The organism is Variovorax sp. EBFNA2 (assembly GCF_033802765.1).
GTDB classification, from domain to species: Bacteria; Pseudomonadota; Gammaproteobacteria; order Burkholderiales; family Burkholderiaceae_C; genus Variovorax; species Variovorax paradoxus_H.
In genome coordinates, this window is sequence record NZ_CP138496.1 from 2,843,575 (window position 1) to 2,861,232 (window position 17,658).

General features: G+C 68.8%; 14 protein-coding genes and 1 pseudogene. 7 read left to right on the forward strand and 8 right to left on the reverse strand.

From position 1 onward, the window contains the following. Nucleotides 1-7: 7 nt before the first annotated feature. Entirely contained in the window at nucleotides 8-1,090 is a 1,083-nt protein-coding gene (locus tag RZE79_RS13235; protein ID WP_319360782.1) for an FAD-dependent oxidoreductase, read from the reverse strand. 116 nt (nucleotides 1,091-1,206) lie between these two features. Further along, entirely contained in the window at nucleotides 1,207-2,160 is a 954-nt protein-coding gene (locus RZE79_RS13240) for a LysR substrate-binding domain-containing protein (RefSeq protein WP_153284577.1), read from the reverse strand. Between the two features lie 163 nt (nucleotides 2,161-2,323). Here RZE79_RS13240 and RZE79_RS13245 point away from each other — a divergent pair, with 163 nt between their 5' ends. The 4 genes from RZE79_RS13245 to RZE79_RS13260 all read left to right on the forward strand — a co-directional run bounded on the left by RZE79_RS13245 (nucleotide 2,324) and on the right by RZE79_RS13260 (nucleotide 5,106). Further along, nucleotides 2,324-3,025: a pirin family protein gene (locus tag RZE79_RS13245; protein WP_319360783.1), complete on the forward strand. Its 702-nt coding sequence runs from the start codon at nucleotides 2,324-2,326 to the stop codon at nucleotides 3,023-3,025. A 61-nt stretch (nucleotides 3,026-3,086) separates the two neighbouring features. Continuing rightward, nucleotides 3,087-3,521, forward strand: coding sequence for a DoxX family protein (locus tag RZE79_RS13250; RefSeq protein ID WP_319360784.1), 435 nt, complete (start codon nucleotides 3,087-3,089; stop codon nucleotides 3,519-3,521). 75 nt (nucleotides 3,522-3,596) lie between these two features. Further along, nucleotides 3,597-4,148 carry a flavodoxin family protein gene (locus RZE79_RS13255; protein ID WP_153284575.1) on the forward strand — a complete coding sequence of 184 codons (552 nt, stop codon included), beginning with the start codon at nucleotides 3,597-3,599 and terminating at the stop codon, nucleotides 4,146-4,148. 34 nt (nucleotides 4,149-4,182) lie between these two features. Beyond that, nucleotides 4,183-5,106, forward strand: a complete 924-nt coding sequence (locus RZE79_RS13260) for a pirin family protein (protein ID WP_319360785.1) — start codon at nucleotides 4,183-4,185, stop codon at nucleotides 5,104-5,106. Nucleotides 5,107-5,121: 15 nt separating this feature from the next. On the opposite strand, the gene RZE79_RS13265 is transcribed toward RZE79_RS13260, so the two are convergent. Beyond that, entirely contained in the window at nucleotides 5,122-5,907 is a 786-nt protein-coding gene (locus tag RZE79_RS13265; protein WP_319360786.1) for a sulfurtransferase, read from the reverse strand. A 61-nt stretch (nucleotides 5,908-5,968) separates the two neighbouring features. On the opposite strand from RZE79_RS13265, the gene dnaE reads away from it, so the two are divergent. Together dnaE and RZE79_RS13275 are read left to right on the forward strand one after the other, a co-directional pair. Beyond that, nucleotides 5,969-9,487 (forward strand): DNA polymerase III subunit alpha, encoded by a 3,519-nt coding sequence (dnaE, locus tag RZE79_RS13270; RefSeq protein WP_319360787.1) that lies wholly within the window; start codon nucleotides 5,969-5,971, stop codon nucleotides 9,485-9,487. A 94-nt stretch (nucleotides 9,488-9,581) separates the two neighbouring features. Further along, nucleotides 9,582-9,953: a YgiW/YdeI family stress tolerance OB fold protein gene (locus tag RZE79_RS13275; protein WP_153284571.1), complete on the forward strand. Its 372-nt coding sequence runs from the start codon at nucleotides 9,582-9,584 to the stop codon at nucleotides 9,951-9,953. Here the strand turns inward: RZE79_RS13275 and RZE79_RS13280 are convergent. Continuing rightward, the gene (locus RZE79_RS13280) at nucleotides 9,937-12,888 is read right to left on the reverse strand and encodes an AAA domain-containing protein (RefSeq protein ID WP_319360788.1); all 2,952 of its coding nucleotides are present in this window, start codon (nucleotides 12,886-12,888) and stop codon (nucleotides 9,937-9,939) included. The two genes, RZE79_RS13275 and RZE79_RS13280, sit on opposite strands and share 17 nt — an antisense overlap. 119 nt (nucleotides 12,889-13,007) lie before the next feature. Between RZE79_RS13280 and RZE79_RS13285 the strand changes: the two genes are divergently transcribed. Beyond that, complete coding sequence (locus RZE79_RS13285; RefSeq protein ID WP_319360789.1) at nucleotides 13,008-13,184, forward strand: hypothetical protein; 177 nt, start codon at nucleotides 13,008-13,010, stop codon at nucleotides 13,182-13,184. 563 nt (nucleotides 13,185-13,747) lie between these two features. Here the strand turns inward: RZE79_RS13285 and RZE79_RS13290 are convergent. From RZE79_RS13290 to RZE79_RS13305, 4 genes and pseudogenes are all read right to left on the reverse strand, one after another. Continuing rightward, nucleotides 13,748-14,932, reverse strand: a pseudogene (locus RZE79_RS13290) (DUF4011 domain-containing protein); the annotation flags it as partial. Next, nucleotides 14,929-16,176 (reverse strand): M48 family metalloprotease, encoded by a 1,248-nt coding sequence (locus RZE79_RS13295; protein WP_319360790.1) that lies wholly within the window; start codon nucleotides 16,174-16,176, stop codon nucleotides 14,929-14,931. The gene RZE79_RS13295 and the pseudogene RZE79_RS13290, both read right to left, overlap by 4 nt. A 103-nt stretch (nucleotides 16,177-16,279) precedes the next feature. Then, on the reverse strand, nucleotides 16,280-17,206 hold the full coding sequence (tolA, locus tag RZE79_RS13300) for a cell envelope integrity protein TolA (protein WP_319360791.1): 927 nt from the start codon (nucleotides 17,204-17,206) through the stop codon (nucleotides 16,280-16,282). A 3-nt stretch (nucleotides 17,207-17,209) separates the two neighbouring features. Continuing rightward, the gene (locus RZE79_RS13305) at nucleotides 17,210-17,647 is read right to left on the reverse strand and encodes a biopolymer transporter ExbD (protein ID WP_319360792.1); all 438 of its coding nucleotides are present in this window, start codon (nucleotides 17,645-17,647) and stop codon (nucleotides 17,210-17,212) included. Nucleotides 17,648-17,658: the final 11 nt, after the last annotated feature.

Sequence of the window (17,658 nt, forward strand, 5' to 3'; positions counted from 1 at the left end):
GGAGGACTTAGAGAACGGCGAGGGCCAGCGAGAGGCCCGAAACAAAGCCGTCTTCGACGCGATGCCCGATGCACCAGTCACCCGCGATGCCGATGCGCGCCTTGGCGTCCCACAGGTGGGTCTGGCCGACCGGCACCTGCGTCTGCGCTTCGGGCCAGCAGCGCGCCTGCGCATGGCTGGGCGTGGCGTGGATGCCGGTGATTTCCGAGAAGGCGCGCAGCAGCTTGGCTTCGATGCGCGCGGGCGTGTCGCGCAGGTGTTCTTCCGACCAGGTGGCGCTGGCTTGCAGGGTCCAGCGTTCGACGCGTTCGCGGCCGGGCTTGGACGATTCGCGCGCCAGCCACGCCACGCGGTGGTGGGTGCTGCGCGCCACGTTCCATTGCGGGCCGAGGTGCGACATGGTGGCCTGGTTGGCCTGGGGGAACGCGATCATCAGTGCCCAGCAGGGCGCGATGCGCACGCGGTCGATCTTGCGGCTCAGCGTGGCCGAGCGTTCGCCGTCGCCCAGCAGTTCGCGGGTGCGCGCGGGCGGCACGGCCAGCAGCACGGCGTCGAAGCCGGAGTACACGTGCTGCGAATCGTCGGCGCCGGCGGTGCGCAGCTGCCAACGGGTGGCGTCGAGCGCGTCGGGCTCGATGCGGGTGACCTGGGTGCCGGTGACGAGGTGCTCGCCGAGCGGCGCGGCCCAGTGGGCCACGAGCGCGTCCATGCCGGGCTGGGCGACCCAGTGCGGCTCCAGCGAGGGCAACGCCGCTTCGGCCACGCGGCCATGGGCGTCGAGCACGCGCACGAGGTTGGCGCTCCAGGGGCGGCACAGCGCAGGCGTGGTGGCCAGCACCTTTGCAAAGCGCGGATCGCGCACGGTGAAGTATTGGGCGCCGCTGTCGAAGCGGCCGAAGGCAGTGTCGATGCTCGCCATCCGCCCGCCCGGCGTGGCCTCGCGTTCGAACACCGTCACACGGTGCCCGGCCTGCATCAGCGTGCGGGCGCAGGCCACGCCGGCAATGCCGGCGCCGATGACGGCGTAGTGGCGGGCGGCGGCGGGAGTTCGGTGGCGGTCGGCGGTGGCGCGGGCTTTGGCTTTGGGCATGGCGGACTCTTTTCTTTTGACAGGGTGATGACGGAGGAGGCCGTGCACACTCTACCTCGGTCTGTGCGCGCCGCCGGGCTGGGGGCGACCCTTATGCAGCCCTCATCGCGTGGCGTTCAACGGCCGCGGTGCCGTTCGAGCAACGCCTTGCGCGTGCCCTCGTGTTCGAACTGCGCGAGCCACCATTCGAGCGCGCGCCCCGGCTTACCCGCACTGCGCACGCGCCACGCGCAATGCATGGAGCCCAGCGGCGGCTGGCGCTCGGTCTTCAACTCGACGAGGTGGCCGGCCTCGATGTAGGGCCGCGCCATCGGCTCGGGCAAGAAGCCGCCACCCAGGCCGTGCAGTTGCGCGGCGATCTTGGCCTGCATGCTGGGCACGGTGAGCACGTCCTGTCCGCCGACGAGGTTCACCGTCATGCTCGGCCCGCTGCGCACCGAGTCGGCCGCGGCCACCGCGCGGTGCTGGCGCAGCACCGCGTCGCTGATCGGCTGCGGCAGCCGCGCGAGCGGGTGGTGCGGCGCCACGGCGAACACGAAGCACAGCTCGCCGATGAGGCGGCTGCGGATGCCGGTGGCGGTGAAGGCCAGGCTCGCGGCATCGAGCACCGCACCGATCGCCAGGTCGGCCTCGCCGCTGGTCAGCGCCTCGATGGTGCCGAGCAGCGTTTCGTCGCGCAGCTTCAGGCGCGTGGGCGGGTCGAGCGCGAAGAAGGCGGTGCACAGGTCGAGCAATGGGTCGCGTGCGATCACGCTGTCGACCGCGATGGTCAGCATCGGCTCCCAGCCGGTGGCCACGCGCTTCACGCGGTTGGCGACGGCGTCGATCTCGCCGAGCAGGCGCGCGGCCTCGCGCAGCAGTTCGGCGCCGGCCTCGGTGAGGCGGGCCTGGCGCGCGCTGCGATCGAACAGCAGCACATCGAGCGCGTCTTCGATCTGGCGCACGCGGTAGCTCAGCGCGCTGGGCACGACGCCGAGTGCGCGCGCGGCGGCGGCAAAGCTGCCGGCGGCCACCACCGTCTGCAGCATGGCCAGCGCGTCGGGGGTCAGTACGTCTCGGGCGCTGGACATGGGGTGGGCTCCATCATTCAAATAATTTGAATGATGCCATCAAAACCGGGCGTCTTTCAGAGGGGGATGGAAGCCCAAAATTCTTCTCATCCGCTGCGCATCCGGCGCGGCCCACGACGAAAGCCCCGGTGCCCGAACCGGGTGGGGCAACAAGGAGTTCGACATGTTGAAAGTACGCAAATCTCAGGAACGCGGTTATGCCGACCATGGCTGGCTGCGCTCGTTCCACAGCTTTTCCTTCGCCGGTTACTACGATCCGGCCTTCATGGGCTTCGGCAACCTGCGGGTGATCAACGAAGACCGCGTGGCGGCGGGCGCCGGCTTCGGCACCCACGGCCACCGCGACATGGAGATCATCAGCTACGTGCTCTCGGGCGAACTCGCGCACAAGGACAGCATGGGCAACATCGAATCCATTCCGCCGGGTGATGTGCAGCGCATGAGCGCGGGGCGCGGCGTGATGCACAGCGAGTTCAACCACAAGGCCGACGAGACCACGCACTTCCTGCAGATCTGGATCGAGCCCAAGGAGCGCGGCATTGCCCCCGGCTACGAGCAGAAGCAGTTCAGCGACGCCGAGAAGCGCGGCACCCTGCGCCTGGTCGCTTCGCCCGACGGCCACGACGGCTCGGTGACGGTGAACGCCGACGCCCGCCTGTTCGCCGGCCTGTTCGACGGCAGCGAGACCGCGAGCCTGGCGCTCGACCCGCAACGCAAGAGCTACGTGCACCTGGTGCGCGGCGAACTCGAAGTCAACGGCCAGAAGCTTTCGGGCGGCGACGCCGCGATGCTCGAAGGCGAATCGCAACTCACGCTCGGCGCCGGCATCGATGCCGAAGTGCTGGTGTTCGACCTGACGGCCTGAGACGGCGTCTTTTTTCTTTTCTTTGTTTCTTTCGCTTCAACAACCAACGAGGAGTTTCACCATGGCCATTTCCACCACTACCACCACAAGCACCACCCCCAACGCCGCCCAGGACACGCTGGCACTCATCGGCCGCGTGCTGCTCGCTGCGCTCTTCATCCCCGCCGGCTTCGGCAAGCTCATGGGCTTTGCCGGCACCGTGGGGTACATCTCCTCGGTGGGCGCACCGCTGCCGCAGGTGGCGGCGGTCATCGCGATCGTCGTGGAACTGGGGCTCGGCCTGCTGCTGCTGGCCGGCTTCAAGACGCGGGTGTCGGCGATCGTGCTGGCGATCTTCACCGTGGTCGCGGCCGTGATGTTCCACAACTACTGGGCCATGCCCGCCGACAAGGCCTTCGTGAACCAGCTGATGTTCTTCAAGAACATCGCCATTGCAGGCGGCCTGCTGGCTTTCGCCGCCTTCGGTGCCGGCCGCTTCAGCATCGATAAAAAGTAAGCTCGTTCCCCTCAGGCCGCGCACACCGTGTGGGCGCGGCCTTCCGACTCCATCGCTTCTTTGAGGAAACTCGTTATGGCAAACATCGTCGTTGTCTTCCATTCCGGCTACGGCCACACCCAGCGCGTGGCCCAGGCCGTGGCCGATGGCGCGGGCGCGCAACTGCTCGCCATCGACGCCGACGGCAACCTGCCGGCCGATGGCTGGGAAACGCTGGCCGCGGCCGACGCGATCATCTTCGGCTCGCCGACCTACATGGGCGGCGTGAGCTGGCAGTTCAAGAAATTCGCCGATGCGTCGTCGAAGGTCTGGTACACGCAAGGCTGGAAAGACAAGCTCTTCGCCGGCTTCACCAACAGCGCCACGATGAACGGCGACAAGGTCACGACCATGACCTACCTGTGGACGCTGGCGATGCAGCACAGCGGCATCTGGGTCAGCATGGGCATCCTGCCGACCAACAACAAGGCGGCCACGCGCGACGCGATGAACTACGTCGGCGGCTACGGCGGCCTGCTCACGCAATCGCCTTCGGACGCGAGCCCGGCCGAGATGCCGAAGGGCGATCTCGAGACGGCACGTGCCTTCGGCGAGCGCATCGGCACGGTGGCAAGATCGCGCGCATAAAGCTCCCCACGAATCCCGACCCAAGGACCCCACGATGACCGAACCCATCCCCCAAATCCAACTGCTGCGGCCCCACGACAAGGACCTGGGCGGTGGCTTCAACGTGCGCCGCGTGCTGCCGGCGGCGCAGCGCCGCTCGGTCGGGCCCTTCGTGTTCTTCGACCACTTCGGTCCGGCCACCGAGCAGCCCGGCAACGCGCACGACGTGCGACCGCATCCGCACATCGGCCTGTCGACGGTCACCTACCTGTTCGACGGCGCGATGATGCACCGCGACAGCCTCGGCAGCGTGCAGGAAATCCTGCCGGGCGCCATCAACTGGATGACCGCGGGGCGCGGCATCGTGCACTCCGAGCGCAAGCCCGAGCGCCTGCTGGCCGACACCTACGTGAACCACGGCCTGCAGCTGTGGGCCGCGCTGCCGCAGGCGCATGAAGAGGTCGAGCCCAGCTTCGAGCACACGCCGGCAGAGGCGATTCCCGAGCTCACGGTGCAGGGCGTGCCGGTGCGCGTGCTGGTGGGCGAAGCCTTCGGCGTGCGCTCGCCGGTGAAGACGCTGGCGCAGACGGTCTACCTGGACATCGCGCTGCCGGCCGGCGGCCGTTTCGAGCTGCCCGCGCTGGCGCCCGAACTGGCGGTTTACATGGTCGATGCCGACGCGCAGGTGAACGGCGAACCGGCGCCCGCCCACACGATGGCGGTGCTGCCCGACGGGCAGGGCGCGGTGTTCACGGCCGACACGGCGGTGCGCCTCATGGTGATCGGCGGCGAGCCGCTCGATGGCCCGCGCTACATCACCTGGAATTTCGTTTCGAGCCGGCGCGAACGCATTCTCGAGGCCGGCGGCGACTGGGCCGCGCAGCGCATGGGCCAGGTGCCCGGCGAGACCGAGTTCATTCCGCTGCCGGGCAAGCCCTTCGGCGTGCGCGAGCCCGACGTCGGCACCACGCCGGTCTGAGCCCGCGCGCGTTGCCTATTGCTTGATGCCGATGTCCGGGTCTTCCGAGGCCCGGGCGCTGGCATCGGAGGCGCGCGCGCTGAGGTCGGGCGCCAGGGCCCGGCGGCCGTCGAACACGAAGCAGTCGCCGTGGTAGTGCGCGCCGCCGACGTCCTCGAAGTACTTGAGGATGCCGCCTTCGAGCTGCAGCACGTGTTCCACGCCTTCCTCGCGCATGAGGATGGCGGCCTTCTCGCAGCGGATGCCTCCGGTGCAGAAGCTCACCACGGTCTTGCCTTCGAAGTCGGCGCGGTGCGCCTTCAGTGCGGGCGGAAATTCGGTGAACTTGGTGATGCGCCAGTCGATCGCGCCGTCGAAGGTGCCTTCGTCGACTTCGAAGTCGTTGCGCGTGTCGAGCATCACGATCTCGCGGCCTTCGTCGTCGTGGCCCTGGTCGAGCCAGCGCTTGAGCGTGGGCGCGTCCACGCCGGGCGCACGGCCGGCGGCGGGCTGGATGGCGGGGTGATCCATGCGGATGATCTCGCGCTTGAGCTTCACCAGCATGCGCCGGAAGGGCTGCGTGGCCGACCAGCTTTCCTTGGTTTCGAGGTCGGCAAAGCGCGCATCGGCGCGCAGGTCGGCCAGGAAGGCATGGATGGCCGGCGCCGGCCCCGCCAGAAACAGGTTGATACCTTCGGGCGCCAGCAGGATGGTGCCCATGAGGCCCAGGGCCTGCGCGCGGTCGCGCAGGGTCTCACGCAGCACGGGGCTGTCGTTGATGCCCACGAACTTGTAGGCGGCGATATTCAAAATCTCTTGCACGGGGCGGGATTGTAGGGATGACCGCACCACATCGTGGGGTGGCGCTTCCTACAATCGACGGATGTTTGTTCACCTGCGTCTGCACACCGAGTTTTCCGTCGTCGATGGCACGAATCGAATCGACGAAGTCATCAAGGCCGCCGCTGCCGACAAGCAGCCCGCATTGGCCATCACCGACCTGAACAACCTGTTCGGGGCGGTCAAGTTCTACAAGCAGGGCCGGGGCAAGGGCGTCAAGCCCGTCATCGGCGCTGAAATCTTCATCGACGGGCTGGGCAAGGAGCCCGGCGCGTTGACCCGCCTCATCCTGCTGGTGCAGAGCACCGAGGGCTACCTCAACCTGTCGGAGCTGCTGGCCCGCGCCTGGACGCAGAACGTGAGCCGCGGCCAGTCGCAGGCGGCCTGCAAGCTCGAATGGCTGCAGGAGCTGCAGGGCGGCCTGATCGCGCTGTCGGGCGCACAGGCCGGGCCGCTGGGCCAGCCGCTGCTGCAAGGCCAGGAAGAGCGCGCCGCCGAACTGGCGCTGCAGCTTGCGGGCATGTTCCCTCACCGTTTCTACATCGAGCTGCAACGCGCCGGCCGCCCCGAAGACGAGCCGCACGTGATTGCCGCGGTGAAGCTCGCGGCCCGCCTGAAGCTGCCGGTGGTCGCCACGCACCCGGTGCAGTTCGCCGAACGCCAGGACTACGAAGCGCACGAGGCGCGCGTGTGCATTTCCGAAGGCGAAATTCTGGGCAACCCGCGCCGCGTGCGCAAGTTCACCGAAGAGCAGTATTTCAAGTCGAGCGCCGAGATGCAGGCGCTGTTCGCCGACGTGCCCAGCGCGCTGGCCAACACGGTCGAGATCGCCAAGCGCTGCAACCTCACGCTGGTGCTCGGCAAACCGCAGCTGCCCGATTTCCCGACGCCCTTCATTGCCGAAGGCGTGCGCATGCCGATCGACGAGTTCTTCCGCCAGGAATCGTTCGAGGGCCTCGAGGTGCGGCTGAAGCACCTGTACCCCGACGAAGCCAGGCGCGATGCCGAACGGCCGCGTTATGTGGAGCGCCTGGAGTTCGAGATCAACACGATCCTGAACATGGGCTTCCCCGGCTACTTCCTGATCGTGGGCGACTTCATCAAGTGGGCCAAGGAAAACGGCTGTCCCGTGGGCCCGGGCCGGGGCTCGGGTGCGGGCTCGCTCGTGGCCTACGCGCTGAAGATCACCGACCTCGACCCGCTCGAATACAAGCTGCTGTTCGAACGTTTCCTGAACCCCGAACGCGTCTCGATGCCCGACTTCGACATCGACTTCTGCCAGGGCAACCGGGACCGCGTGATCGACTACGTGAAGGACAAGTACGGCCGCAACGCCGTGAGCCAGATCGCCACCTTCGGCACCATGGCCGCGCGCGCGGCCATCCGCGACGTGGGCCGCGTGCTCGACATGAGCTACATGTTCTGCGACGGCATCAGCAAGCTGATTCCGAACAAGCCGGGCATGTCGGTCACGCTGCAATATCCGCCCGCGACCAAGATCGAGGGCGACAAGAACAACTACGCCATCGAGATGGAGCCGCAGCTGGCGGAGCGCATCGAGAAGGAAGAAGAAGTCCGCATGCTGGTCGAGCTCGCGCAGAAGCTCGAAGGCATGACCCGCAACATCGGCATGCACGCCGGCGGCGTGCTCATTGCGCCGGGCAAGCTCACCGACTTCTGCCCGCTGTACCAGCAGCCCGGCAGCGAATCGGCCGTGAGCCAGTACGACAAGGACGACGTCGAAGCCATCGGCCTCGTGAAGTTCGACTTCCTGGGTCTTGCGACGCTCACCATCCTGGAGATTGCGCGCGAGTTCATCATGAAGCGCCACAAGGGCCAGGAGAACTTCGCGTTCGAGAACATCCCGCTGAACGACGGGCCGACCTACCGCCTGTTCTCCGACGGCAAGACCGAGGCCGTGTTCCAGTTTGAATCGCGCGGCATGCAGGGCATGCTGAAAGATGCGCGGCCCACGCGCCTGGAAGACCTGATCGCGCTGAACGCGCTGTACCGCCCGGGCCCGATGGACCTGATTCCCAGCTTCGTGGCGCGCAAGCACGGCCGCGAAGACGTGGAGTACCCGCACCCGGCCGTCGCCGAAATGCTCTCCGAGACCTACGGGATCATGGTCTACCAGGAGCAGGTGATGCAGACCGCGCAGATCCTGGGCGGCTACTCGCTCGGCGGCGCCGACTTGCTGCGCCGCGCGATGGGCAAGAAGAAGCTCGAGGAAATGGCCGAGCACCGCGAGAAATTCCGCGCGGGCGCCCTGGCCACGCACGGCATCGTGCAGGACAAGGCCGACGAAATCTTCGACTTGATGGAGAAGTTCGCGGGCTACGGCTTCAACAAGTCGCACGCCGCCGCCTACTCGCTGCTGGCGTACCACACGGGCTGGCTCAAGGTCCATTACACGGCCGAGTTCTTCTGCGCCAATATGACCGTGGAAATGGACGACACGGACAAGCTCAAGCTCTTGTTCGAAGACGCCCAGAAAAACTTCAACATCACCTTCGAGCCGCCGGACGTGAACCGCGGCAACTACCGCTTCGAGCCGGTCACCAACAAGATCATTCGCTACGGCCTGGGCGCCGTGAAGGGCACGGGCCAGCTCGCGGTCGAGGCCGTGGTGCGGGCGCGCGAAGAGGGCGGGCCGTTCAAGAGCCTGTACGACTTCTGCGTGCGCATCGACCGCCAGCGCATCAACAAGCGCACGGTCGAAGCGCTCATCAAGGCCGGCGCGTTCGACGCCATCCAGCAGAACCGCGCGTCGCTCATTGCCTCGGTCGACCGCGCCTTCGAGTTCGCCAACGCCACGGCGGCCAATGCGTCGCAGGTCGACATCTTCGGCGACTGCGAACACGGCTCGGCCACGCAGGAGCCCGACCTCGTCGACGCCACGCCCTGGGGCGTGAAAGAGCGCCTGACCTTCGAGAAAACCGCCGTTGGCTTCTACCTGTCGGGCCACCTGTTCGACGAGGTGGCGCACGAGGTGCGGCGCTTCTGCAAGCGCGAGATCGGCGACCTGCTCGACAGCCGCGACCCGCAGGTCATTGCCGGCATCGTGAGCGACTTCCGCGTCATCAACGGCCAGCGCGGCCGGCTGGCGATCTTCAAGCTCGACGACAAGTCGGAGTCGATCGACGCCACGGCCGACGAGGCGCTCATCAACGCCAACCGCAACACGCTGAAGGACGACGAGCTCGTCATCGTGAGCGGCAAGCTGCAGCCCGCACGCGGTGGCTTCGAGGCGCGCTTCCAGGTGCAGCAGGTCTGGGACCTGGCCTCGGCGCGCTGCCGCTTCGGCAAGTTCCTGCGCGTGGCGGTCAACGGCAAGGTGCCCGAGATCGCGCGCCTGCTGAAAGACTTTCCGGCGCGCACCGAGCAGACCGAGGTCGGCGACCTCGTGCACGGCCTGCCCGTGCGCCTGTCGATGGCGCGGGGCGGGGCGCAGGTCGAGCTGCAACTGGGCGAGCGCGCCAAGTTCTTCCCGACCGATGCGGCGCTTGCGAGCTGGACCGCGCAGGCCGATGCCGGCAAGGCGCAGGTCATCTACGATTGATCGGACCGCGCGCGCTTGGGGAACCCCGGCGCCTGTGCGCGGTCCATCTGTTGTAGCAACCTGGCCTTGGGCCACTCACAGGAGAAACGACCGCATGCATTTCAAGAAGATCCTCAAGACCACCGCATTGACCTTCGGCGTGGCGCTGCCCATCGCCGCGGCCTGGGCCCAGTACGCCGGCCCGACGTCGGTGCCGAACCTGACGGTCAAGCAGTTGCTCGAAACCGGCCAGGACGACCAGCACGCCACGGTGCGCGGCTTCATCGTCTCGCACGATGGCGGCGAGCACTACACCTTCGCCGACGACACGGGCCGCATCAAGGTCGAGATCGACGCCAAGTACTTCCCGCCGGGCGTGAAGATCGACGACAAGGTGCGCGTCGAGCTCAGCGGCGAGTTCGACAAGGACCGGCTCACCGGCAAGACCGAGCTCGACGTGAAGCGCGTCATCAGCGTCCTGCGCTGACCCCGGCCTTTTTCCCGAGCGCCTGCTCGACCTGGTCGAGCACGGCCTCGGGGGCGTGCAGCCAGTCCTTGGCCAGCACCTGCATCACCTGCCAGCCGAAAGCATCGAGGATGCGCGGGCGCGACACATAGCGCTCCAGCACGTTGTGGCGGTGGCCGTCCTGCGCCGCGCCGTCCACCAAGATGCCCAGCGCATAGTGCCCCTGGCCCGATGCGCGCACCGCGAGGTCGCAGCGAAAACGCGACTGACCCACCTGTTCGTCCACCGCATGGCCGCGTGCGCGCAGCGCCTGCGCGATCTGCGCCGTGACGTCGTCCGTGCGCGCCTGCCGCGTCACGTGGCCGCGCGCGAGCGGGTTCATGCCTTCGAGCACGCGCCGCGCCGTGTCCTCGTCGCCGCGTGACAGGCATTCGGCATAGCGCAGGAAGTTCTTCAGCGCCGCCGCGCCTTCGTTGTGGTCGTTGGTGATCGCCTCGTGGCGGATGGTCGAGACCACCGCCATGTGGTGCTTGGCGCGGCTGAAGATCACGTTCAGGCGCTTCTCGCCGCCACGCTGGTTGATGGGGCCGAAGTTCATCAGCATGCGGCCCTCGGGGTTGGGGCCGTAGCAGATGCTGAGGATGATGATGTCGCGCTCGTCGCCCTGCACGTTCTCCAGGTTCTTGATGAAGAGGCCGCAGAACTGGTCGTCTTCCTCGCGCACGTATTCGGCCTCGAGCCGCGCCGCAAAGTCGGCATCGACCGCGCCGAGCGCGTTCAGCTCTTCCTCGATCTCGCCCTGTTGCGCTTCGGAGAACGCAACGATGCCCAGGCTGCGCCCGGTCTCGCGCTGGAGCAGCTCGCGCACCAGCTGCGCGATGTGGCGCGCCTCACCGTCGTTGATGCGGTTCTCGTACACGGCGTCGGCCACGCGGTGGAAGCTGATGGCGCGCGAGAGCAGGGCGTCGACCTGCGCCTTCACGGACTCGTCGGTCGGGCTGCGCGACTGCACCACGATCTCGCCGCGTTCGGGCGCGGGCAGGCTGCGGTCGGGAATGGTGTACAGGTTGCCCGCGTAGAAGGCCGCGTTCGAAAAGCCGATGAGCGATTCGTAGCGGCTGCGGTAGTGCCAGGCCAGCAGCGTGGCCGGCAGGTTGCGCGCGCCCTGGTTCAGCAGGCTGTCGGCGTCGAGCACCACGGCGATGCGTTCGGCTTCTTCGCCGTTGTCTGCATCGTCGCCTTCGACGGTGACGGTGTCTTCCTCGGCATCGCGGCCCGAGGAGAAGAAGCTGGTCGGCGGCAGCTGCATCTCGTCGCCCACCACGATGATCTGCGGCGCGCGGTACAGCGCGGGCACGGCTTCTTCGACCGGGATCTGGCTGGCCTCGTCGAAGATCACGACGTCGAACAGGTCGGCCGCGAGCGGCAGCGTGTCGGACACCGACAGCGGGCTCATGAGCCAGATCGGTTTCATGTCGCGCACCACACGGCCGGTGTCGCCGCTGGCGAGTTCGCGGATCGCCTTGTAGCGCATGGTCTTGCCGAACTCGTGCTCGAGCTCGCGGCGGCCCGCGTTGTAGCTCTTCTTGAAGACCTTGCCGTCGGCGTCGAGCTGGCTGGCGGGCAGCGCGCTCTTCTGCACATGGTCGCGGAAGCGCTGGCGCACCGCGGCGGCGAGCGTGCGTGCGTTGCGTTCGAGCAGCTTGCGTTCGCCTTCGCCCAGGCGCTGCGCATGGCGCGCGAGCGTGGCGCCGTCGAAGCGCGGCAGCCAGCGCTCGGTGCGGTAGACCCGCTCCAGCCCTTCGCGCGCGACGGCGTACTCGATGGCCTCGGGCGGCAGCGGCAAGGTGCGCAGCGCGGCGGCCACGGCCGGGTCGGCGTCGGCCAGCTCCTGCAGCGGCTGCAGCACCGACGGCAGCGCATCGGCCTGGTCGCGCAGCGTGCGGGCCAGCGCGTCGAGCGCGTCCAGCGGTTGCGCGCCGGCATCGTGCAGCAGGTCGTGCCAGAGGGCGTCGAGCGTGTCGACGCGCGGTGCGGCGGCGACGAGCTGTTCGACGCTGCGGCGCGCCGCGTCGGTGCGCAGGTGGGCCTGGAAGGCCGCGCGCAGGCCGGCGCCGCCGTCGATGCCTCGCATCGTCTGCAGCTGCTGCGCGAAGGCGTCGGCGTCGGTGCAGCCGTAGTCGGCTTCGATGCGTGTCATCTGCTGTTTCAACGCAGCATGCGCGGCTTGTTCGGCGCGCAGGTCTTCGAGGATCTGGCTGGGCTGCGGGCGCACGGCATGCGCGGCGAAGTCGTAGCGGCGCTTGAGTTCGCCCGACAGGCGCCACCACGAGGGCTGCAGCCAGCGCAGCAGCGAACCTTGCTGCGTGCGGGCCTGCGCGAGCGCGGCTTCGGTGTCGCCGGGCGAGAGCTTGTCGCGCCAGTGGGCGGTGCGCTGCAGCTGCGCGTCGAGCGCCTGCTGCAGCGTGCGCTTGTCGTTCAACGCGGCGCCGAGCGCGAGGCTGCTCGGGTGCGCGGCGTCGAGCAGCGCCAGCTGGCCGCGCGCGGCCAGCGAGGCGACGCTGCGCGCATCGGCCACGACGGCCAGCGCATCGCGCCACAGCACGCCGGCCTCGGCCAGCGGCGGCCAGGCGTCGACGAGCGCATCGCGGCAGGGGGCACTGAGGTCGATGGCGCGTTCGCTGCGTTCGACCAGCCGCGCCAGTGGCTTCTCCTGCGCGAGCAGCGACGGCGCGAGCTGCGCGAACACATGCTGCGCGAAGCTGGGCGCGCCCAGGCTTTCGGTCACGGCCAGGTGCAGGCGCGACACCAGCTCCGCATGCCGGCGCCAGGCCGCGAAGGCGGGCAATGCTTCGGCCTGCACCGGCGTGAGCGACGGGTCGCCGGCCTTGAGCGCCACGAGCCGCGAGAGCAGTTCGCGCAGCGTCACCGCGATGTGTTCGGGCACGTCGTGCATGGCGGCGTCGCTTCTCGCAGACGAACAGCACGCGCTGGCCGCGGCCCACGTAGTCGGCGATCAGGTTGGTGATGGTCTGCGACTTCCCCGTGCCCGGCGGGCCCTGGATGATGTAGCTGGTGCCGGTGCGCGCCAGCGCCACCGCGGCGGTCTGCGTGGCGTCGGCCTGCACCACGGGCCACTGGTCGGCCAGCGGCAGCGCGGGCGGCGTCTCGGCGTCGACACGGCGCGGCTGCAGCGAGAACACGCGGTCGAAGGCTTCGCTGGCCAGGTCGGATTCGGCCAGCCCCGAGTAGTCGCGCACCAGCGACATCTTGCGATGGTTGAAGTTGCCCAGCGTCACGGCCGTGAGGTCGATGTCCCACTGGTAGGGGTTGCCGCTGCTGTCGCGCAGTGCGAAGGTCTTGCGCTCGGTGTCATCGGCGACGGTGGCAGCCATCTGCGGTGCGCGCGGCTGCGGCGCGCCGCCGACGGCCTCGCGCACCGGCAGCGGCACGGGGCGCACGCGCGCATGGAACAGCTGCAGCCCGCGCGGGCGGAAGTCGTCCTGTGCGTAGCTGAAGTCTTGCGAGGCCACCGGCACCGCCGAGGGCGAGCGCACGCGGGTGCGGCGCTTGAACTGTTCGAGCCGCTGGCGCGCGCGCTGGTGCATCACGGCAATCTCGGGCTGCTTCACGAGCCGCAGCTGCACGCCGGGCTCGCTCTGCGCGATCTGTGCCGACAGCTGCGCGTGGAACTGTTCGAGCGAGGTTTCGCGCAGGTCCACCGTCTCGGGCAGCGCGATGCCGTAGAGCTGGCGCAGGTGGTGGCGCAGCGTGGGGTTCACCTGCGCCTCGCTGGCGGAGGCTTCGAGCAGGTACTGGTCGCGCACGCCTTTCTTGCGTGTCAGCTCCACCGGCAGCATCAGCAGCGGCGAGGCGATACGCTCGGCGCGTTCGGCCTCGCCCTCCTTGAGGTTGTGCCAGCGCAGGAAGGCCACCACCAGCGACAGCTGCGAGAAGCCGTACTCGGCCCGGTCGCGCCGCGCCTCCTGCAGGAGGCGGTCGAGTGCGCCGGGCAGGTAGGGCTGGTCTTCGAAACGCAGCCAGCGCGCCAGCGGCACGGGGTCGCAGCTGGCGATGTCGGCGGCAAAGCGGCCGTCCCACACGCACAGCTGGTCGGTGCGGATGCTGTTCAGGTCGACCACCAGCGGCACGCTGGCGACGGTGAGATTCACATGCGCCTGCGTCGGCTTGAAGTACAGCAGGCGGTTGCGTCGCGACAGGTCGAACAGGCGGTCGCGCAGGTGCAGCTGGATCGCCTGGCGGCGCTGGCCTGCGCCGTCGCGGGCCGGTGCGATGCGGTCCAGGCCGAGGTCGACGGGCTGGTCGCGGTAGGTCTCGAGGCGGCGGATGACCGAGGGCAGGTCGCGCGCGCGCTCGTGGCGGTCGAGCGCGGTCATCTCGAAGATCACGGCGGCCACCACGGGGTGCAGCCGGCGGTTCAGCTCGAACAGGTTGCCGCGGTGCGTGGCGAAGCGGGTGAGGTCGTCGCTGTCGGTGAAGTCGAGCCCGCACGACAGGCTGGCCAGCACCTGGCCCAGGCACAGGATGTCGCCGAGCGCATCGTGGTGGCCCAGGCGCAGCTCCCATGCGGCGTAGCCGGGCAGGTAGACGGGGCGCGTGGGCACGGTGTCGGGCCCGGCATCGGCCATGACCGCGAGGTTTTCGAGCGCGACGCCGGCCTCGGCGTCGACGGTCAGTCGCGTTTCGCCGACCACGCGCAGCACGGAGGCGGCGGGTTGTTCGAGCGGCGCGATGGCCTCGGGGGGGCGGCGCGGCGCGGTGCCGTCGGGCTGGGCCAGCGCCAGCGCGGGTTCGGCGGGCGCGTCGGTCACGCGGTAGGCGAAGGCGCTGCCGAGCGCGGCGACGTTGCCGAGTTCGTGCAGGGCCGAGACCTCGCGCAGCAGCGGCAGCACGAGCTTGAGCACGTCGTCGGTCTGCAGGCCGCCGTGGGCCTCGGCGGTGGCCAGCAGTTGCAGGAGCGGGGCGGGAGCGAGGGTCATGCGGCGGCAGCCTGCGAAGAAGACGACGGGGAGGTGGCGGCCTTGTCGAGCAAGGCGGCGGCGTCGCGTTTGACGCGGGTGAAGTTGCGCTTGGACAGGCCCAGGTCTTTCAGCACGCGCTGTTCGAAGGGCTGGGCGCAGTCGAGCGCATCGGCCAGGCCCAGCGCGGCGGCGAGGGTGACGTCGTCCATCTCGGGGTCGGCGGCAACGAAGTCGACCAGCACGCTGGCCAGGTAGTCATGCAGGCCGGCGGGCGCGGGCTCGGGTGGCGGCATCGCCGACGTGGGCGGCACGAAATCGGGGAAGAAGCGGCGCGCATGCGCGAGCAGCGATTCCGACTGCAGCACGGGCCGTTGCAGCAGCTGCGCGAGCGTGGCGCGCGTGAGGGCGCTCACGCGCTGCTGACCGAGCATGTCGAGCGTGGCCAGGTCGAGCGGGCCTTCGAGCGCGGCAGCCAGCCATTCGTCGGCATCGTGCTCGCGGCCGGTCCACAGGCGCAGCGCGCGGGCGCGCACGAACACCTCGGGGTGGCTCACGCCGCGCGTCTGCAGTGCCTTGTTGTGGGGGTCGGCGCAGATCTCCTCGGCCTGCGCGAGGTAGCTCGCCACATTGACCTGCGTGAGGCCGGTCTCGATCTTGATGAGCGCGCTCACGGCGGGTTCGAGCGCGCCGCAGGCCACGCAGCCGCCGCGGTCGGCAAAGGCCTCGGTGTACAGCGCATGGCGCCGCGCGGCCTGCAGGTGGCTCGCGTCGGCGCGCGGGTCGGCCGCCGTGGCGTGCAGCAGGCGGTCGACGACGTGGTGCTTGCCGCCGTCGCGCTCCCACAGCAGATAGTGCGCGAGTTCGTGGCCGAGCACGGCCTGGCGCTCCGGGCCCTGCAGCCGTTCGAGCAGCGGGCCCGAGAGAACGATGTGCGCCTTGCCCGGCACGACGTAGATGGCGGCGTTCATTGCCGCACCGTCGCTGGACGGGGCCTGGTAGAGCGTGATGCGCGCGGTGACGCCCAGCCGCTGCGCGGCCAGGGTGGCGTCGGCATGCAGGTCGGGGTGCGCCTCCGCATCGAGGCGGTAGGCGCTGCGCAGCAACTCGGCGCGCATGGCGGCCGTGTGTTCTTCGCGCGCTTCTGCGGAGGCGGCCCAGCGCCAGGCCTCGGGTTCGTTCGCCTGAAGGTGAGCGGCCAGCGCCTGCTGGTAGGGCAGCGGCGTCAGGTCTTGGAGGCGAACGGCAGGGAAAGAGTCGACCATGTCAGGAGCGCCAGCAACAATGAGTTGCTGACGATCCTAAACGAGCGGGTGGTGTCGCTAGCAATCACCCACGATGTGGGTGATTGCGGCCCCAGCGCTTGGATCAGCGCTTGGGCTTGAGCGTGACGATGAGCGACGGGAAGATGCGCCCGTCGTTGTCGCGCGGCAGCTTGTCGGTCTTGCGAAGGCCGCGCTCGGCGGCTTCGTCCCACTCGGGCAGGCCACTCGACTTGGTCAGCTTGATTCCGACGATAGTGCCGTCAGGCGCCATGTTCACCAAGAACTCGGCCACCGGGTTGCCGTTCACGAGTTCGGGGTCGCGGAACGTGATGTTGGGCCGTACCGCTTCATTAACGCGCGCGCCGTAGCCACTCGACGGGCCGGTGGTGCGCAGGGCATTGCCCTTGGCGTCTTCGTTGCCGCTGGCACCGGCCATGCCCTGCATCCGCTTGAGCGTCGCGGCGCGGTCGGCAGCCGCCTGCTTGGCGGCCGCTTCAGCCTTCTTCGCTTCGGCCTGCTTGGCCTCGGCTTCCTGCTGCTTCTTCTGGTCGGCCAGTTTCTTCTGCTGCTCTTTCTTGCGCTCGGCTTCGTCTTCGGCGCGCTCCTTGGCCTCGAGCTCTTTCTTCTTTTGTTGCTGCTGGCGCTGCTGCTCGAGCTCGCGCTCCTTTTGCGCTTTCTGTTCCTTGAGCTTCTTCTCGCGCTCCAGCGCGATGTCGGGCGCAGGCGCCGGCGCCGGCTCGGGCGGCTTGACGGCCGGGGGAGGCGGTGGGGGCGGCGCGGGTGCGGGCGGCGGTGGTGCGGGCACGGGGGCCGGCGGCTCCGGCACCGACAGGCGCGGGGCGGCCTGCATCACCGTGGTCGACCACAGCTCGGCATCGACCGCGCCGTCGTCGGCTTCGCTGCGCCAGCGCACACCCCAGGTGAGGGCGGCGATCAGCAGCGCGTGGGCAATGAGCGCGAGCACCACCGCGCGGGGCGTGCCGCGTTGCGGTGGCGGCGCGAACTCGGGGCGATCCAGGGCGAGCGACATGCCTTATTTGCCGCCCGTGGTCGTGACCGACAGCCCCACGCGCTCGATGCCGCTGCGCTTGAGCTGGTTCATCGCCTTCACGACGGTTTCGTACTTCACCGACTTGTCGGCACTGATGACCACGGGGCGCTGGGCGTCGCCGCCTTGCGCGGCCTTGGCCGCCGAGCCGATCTGCGTCATGGGAATCGACGCGCCGCCGGTGCCGGTGGACGAATCTTTTTTGATCTGCACTTCGTCGTCGCTCTTGATGACGATCTCGATGGGCTTGTCGGGCTGCTTGTTGGCACGATCGACCGTCGGCAGGTTGATCACGCTCGGCGTGATGAGCGGCGCGGTGACCATGAAGATGATCAGCAGCACCAGCATCACGTCGATGAACGGGACCATGTTGATCTCGTTGATCGTGCGGCGGCCGCGGCCCCGGGATGAAACGGCGGGCATGTCGTCGCGTC

Coding starts and splice junctions, on each gene's coding strand:
- RZE79_RS13235 (WP_319360782.1), bottom strand. CDS start 1,090: ATGCCCAAAGCCAAAGCCCGCGCCACCGCCGACCGCCACCGAACTCCC.
- RZE79_RS13240 (WP_153284577.1), bottom strand. CDS start 2,160: ATGTCCAGCGCCCGAGACGTACTGACCCCCGACGCGCTGGCCATGCTG.
- RZE79_RS13245 (WP_319360783.1), top strand. CDS start 2,324: ATGTTGAAAGTACGCAAATCTCAGGAACGCGGTTATGCCGACCATGGC.
- RZE79_RS13250 (WP_319360784.1), top strand. CDS start 3,087: ATGGCCATTTCCACCACTACCACCACAAGCACCACCCCCAACGCCGCC.
- RZE79_RS13255 (WP_153284575.1), top strand. CDS start 3,597: ATGGCAAACATCGTCGTTGTCTTCCATTCCGGCTACGGCCACACCCAG.
- RZE79_RS13260 (WP_319360785.1), top strand. CDS start 4,183: ATGACCGAACCCATCCCCCAAATCCAACTGCTGCGGCCCCACGACAAG.
- dnaE (WP_319360787.1), top strand. CDS start 5,969: ATGTTTGTTCACCTGCGTCTGCACACCGAGTTTTCCGTCGTCGATGGC.
- RZE79_RS13275 (WP_153284571.1), top strand. CDS start 9,582: ATGCATTTCAAGAAGATCCTCAAGACCACCGCATTGACCTTCGGCGTG.
- RZE79_RS13280 (WP_319360788.1), bottom strand. CDS start 12,888: ATGCACGACGTGCCCGAACACATCGCGGTGACGCTGCGCGAACTGCTC.
- RZE79_RS13295 (WP_319360790.1), bottom strand. CDS start 16,176: ATGGTCGACTCTTTCCCTGCCGTTCGCCTCCAAGACCTGACGCCGCTG.
- tolA (WP_319360791.1), bottom strand. CDS start 17,206: ATGTCGCTCGCCCTGGATCGCCCCGAGTTCGCGCCGCCACCGCAACGC.
- RZE79_RS13305 (WP_319360792.1), bottom strand. CDS start 17,647: ATGCCCGCCGTTTCATCCCGGGGCCGCGGCCGCCGCACGATCAACGAG.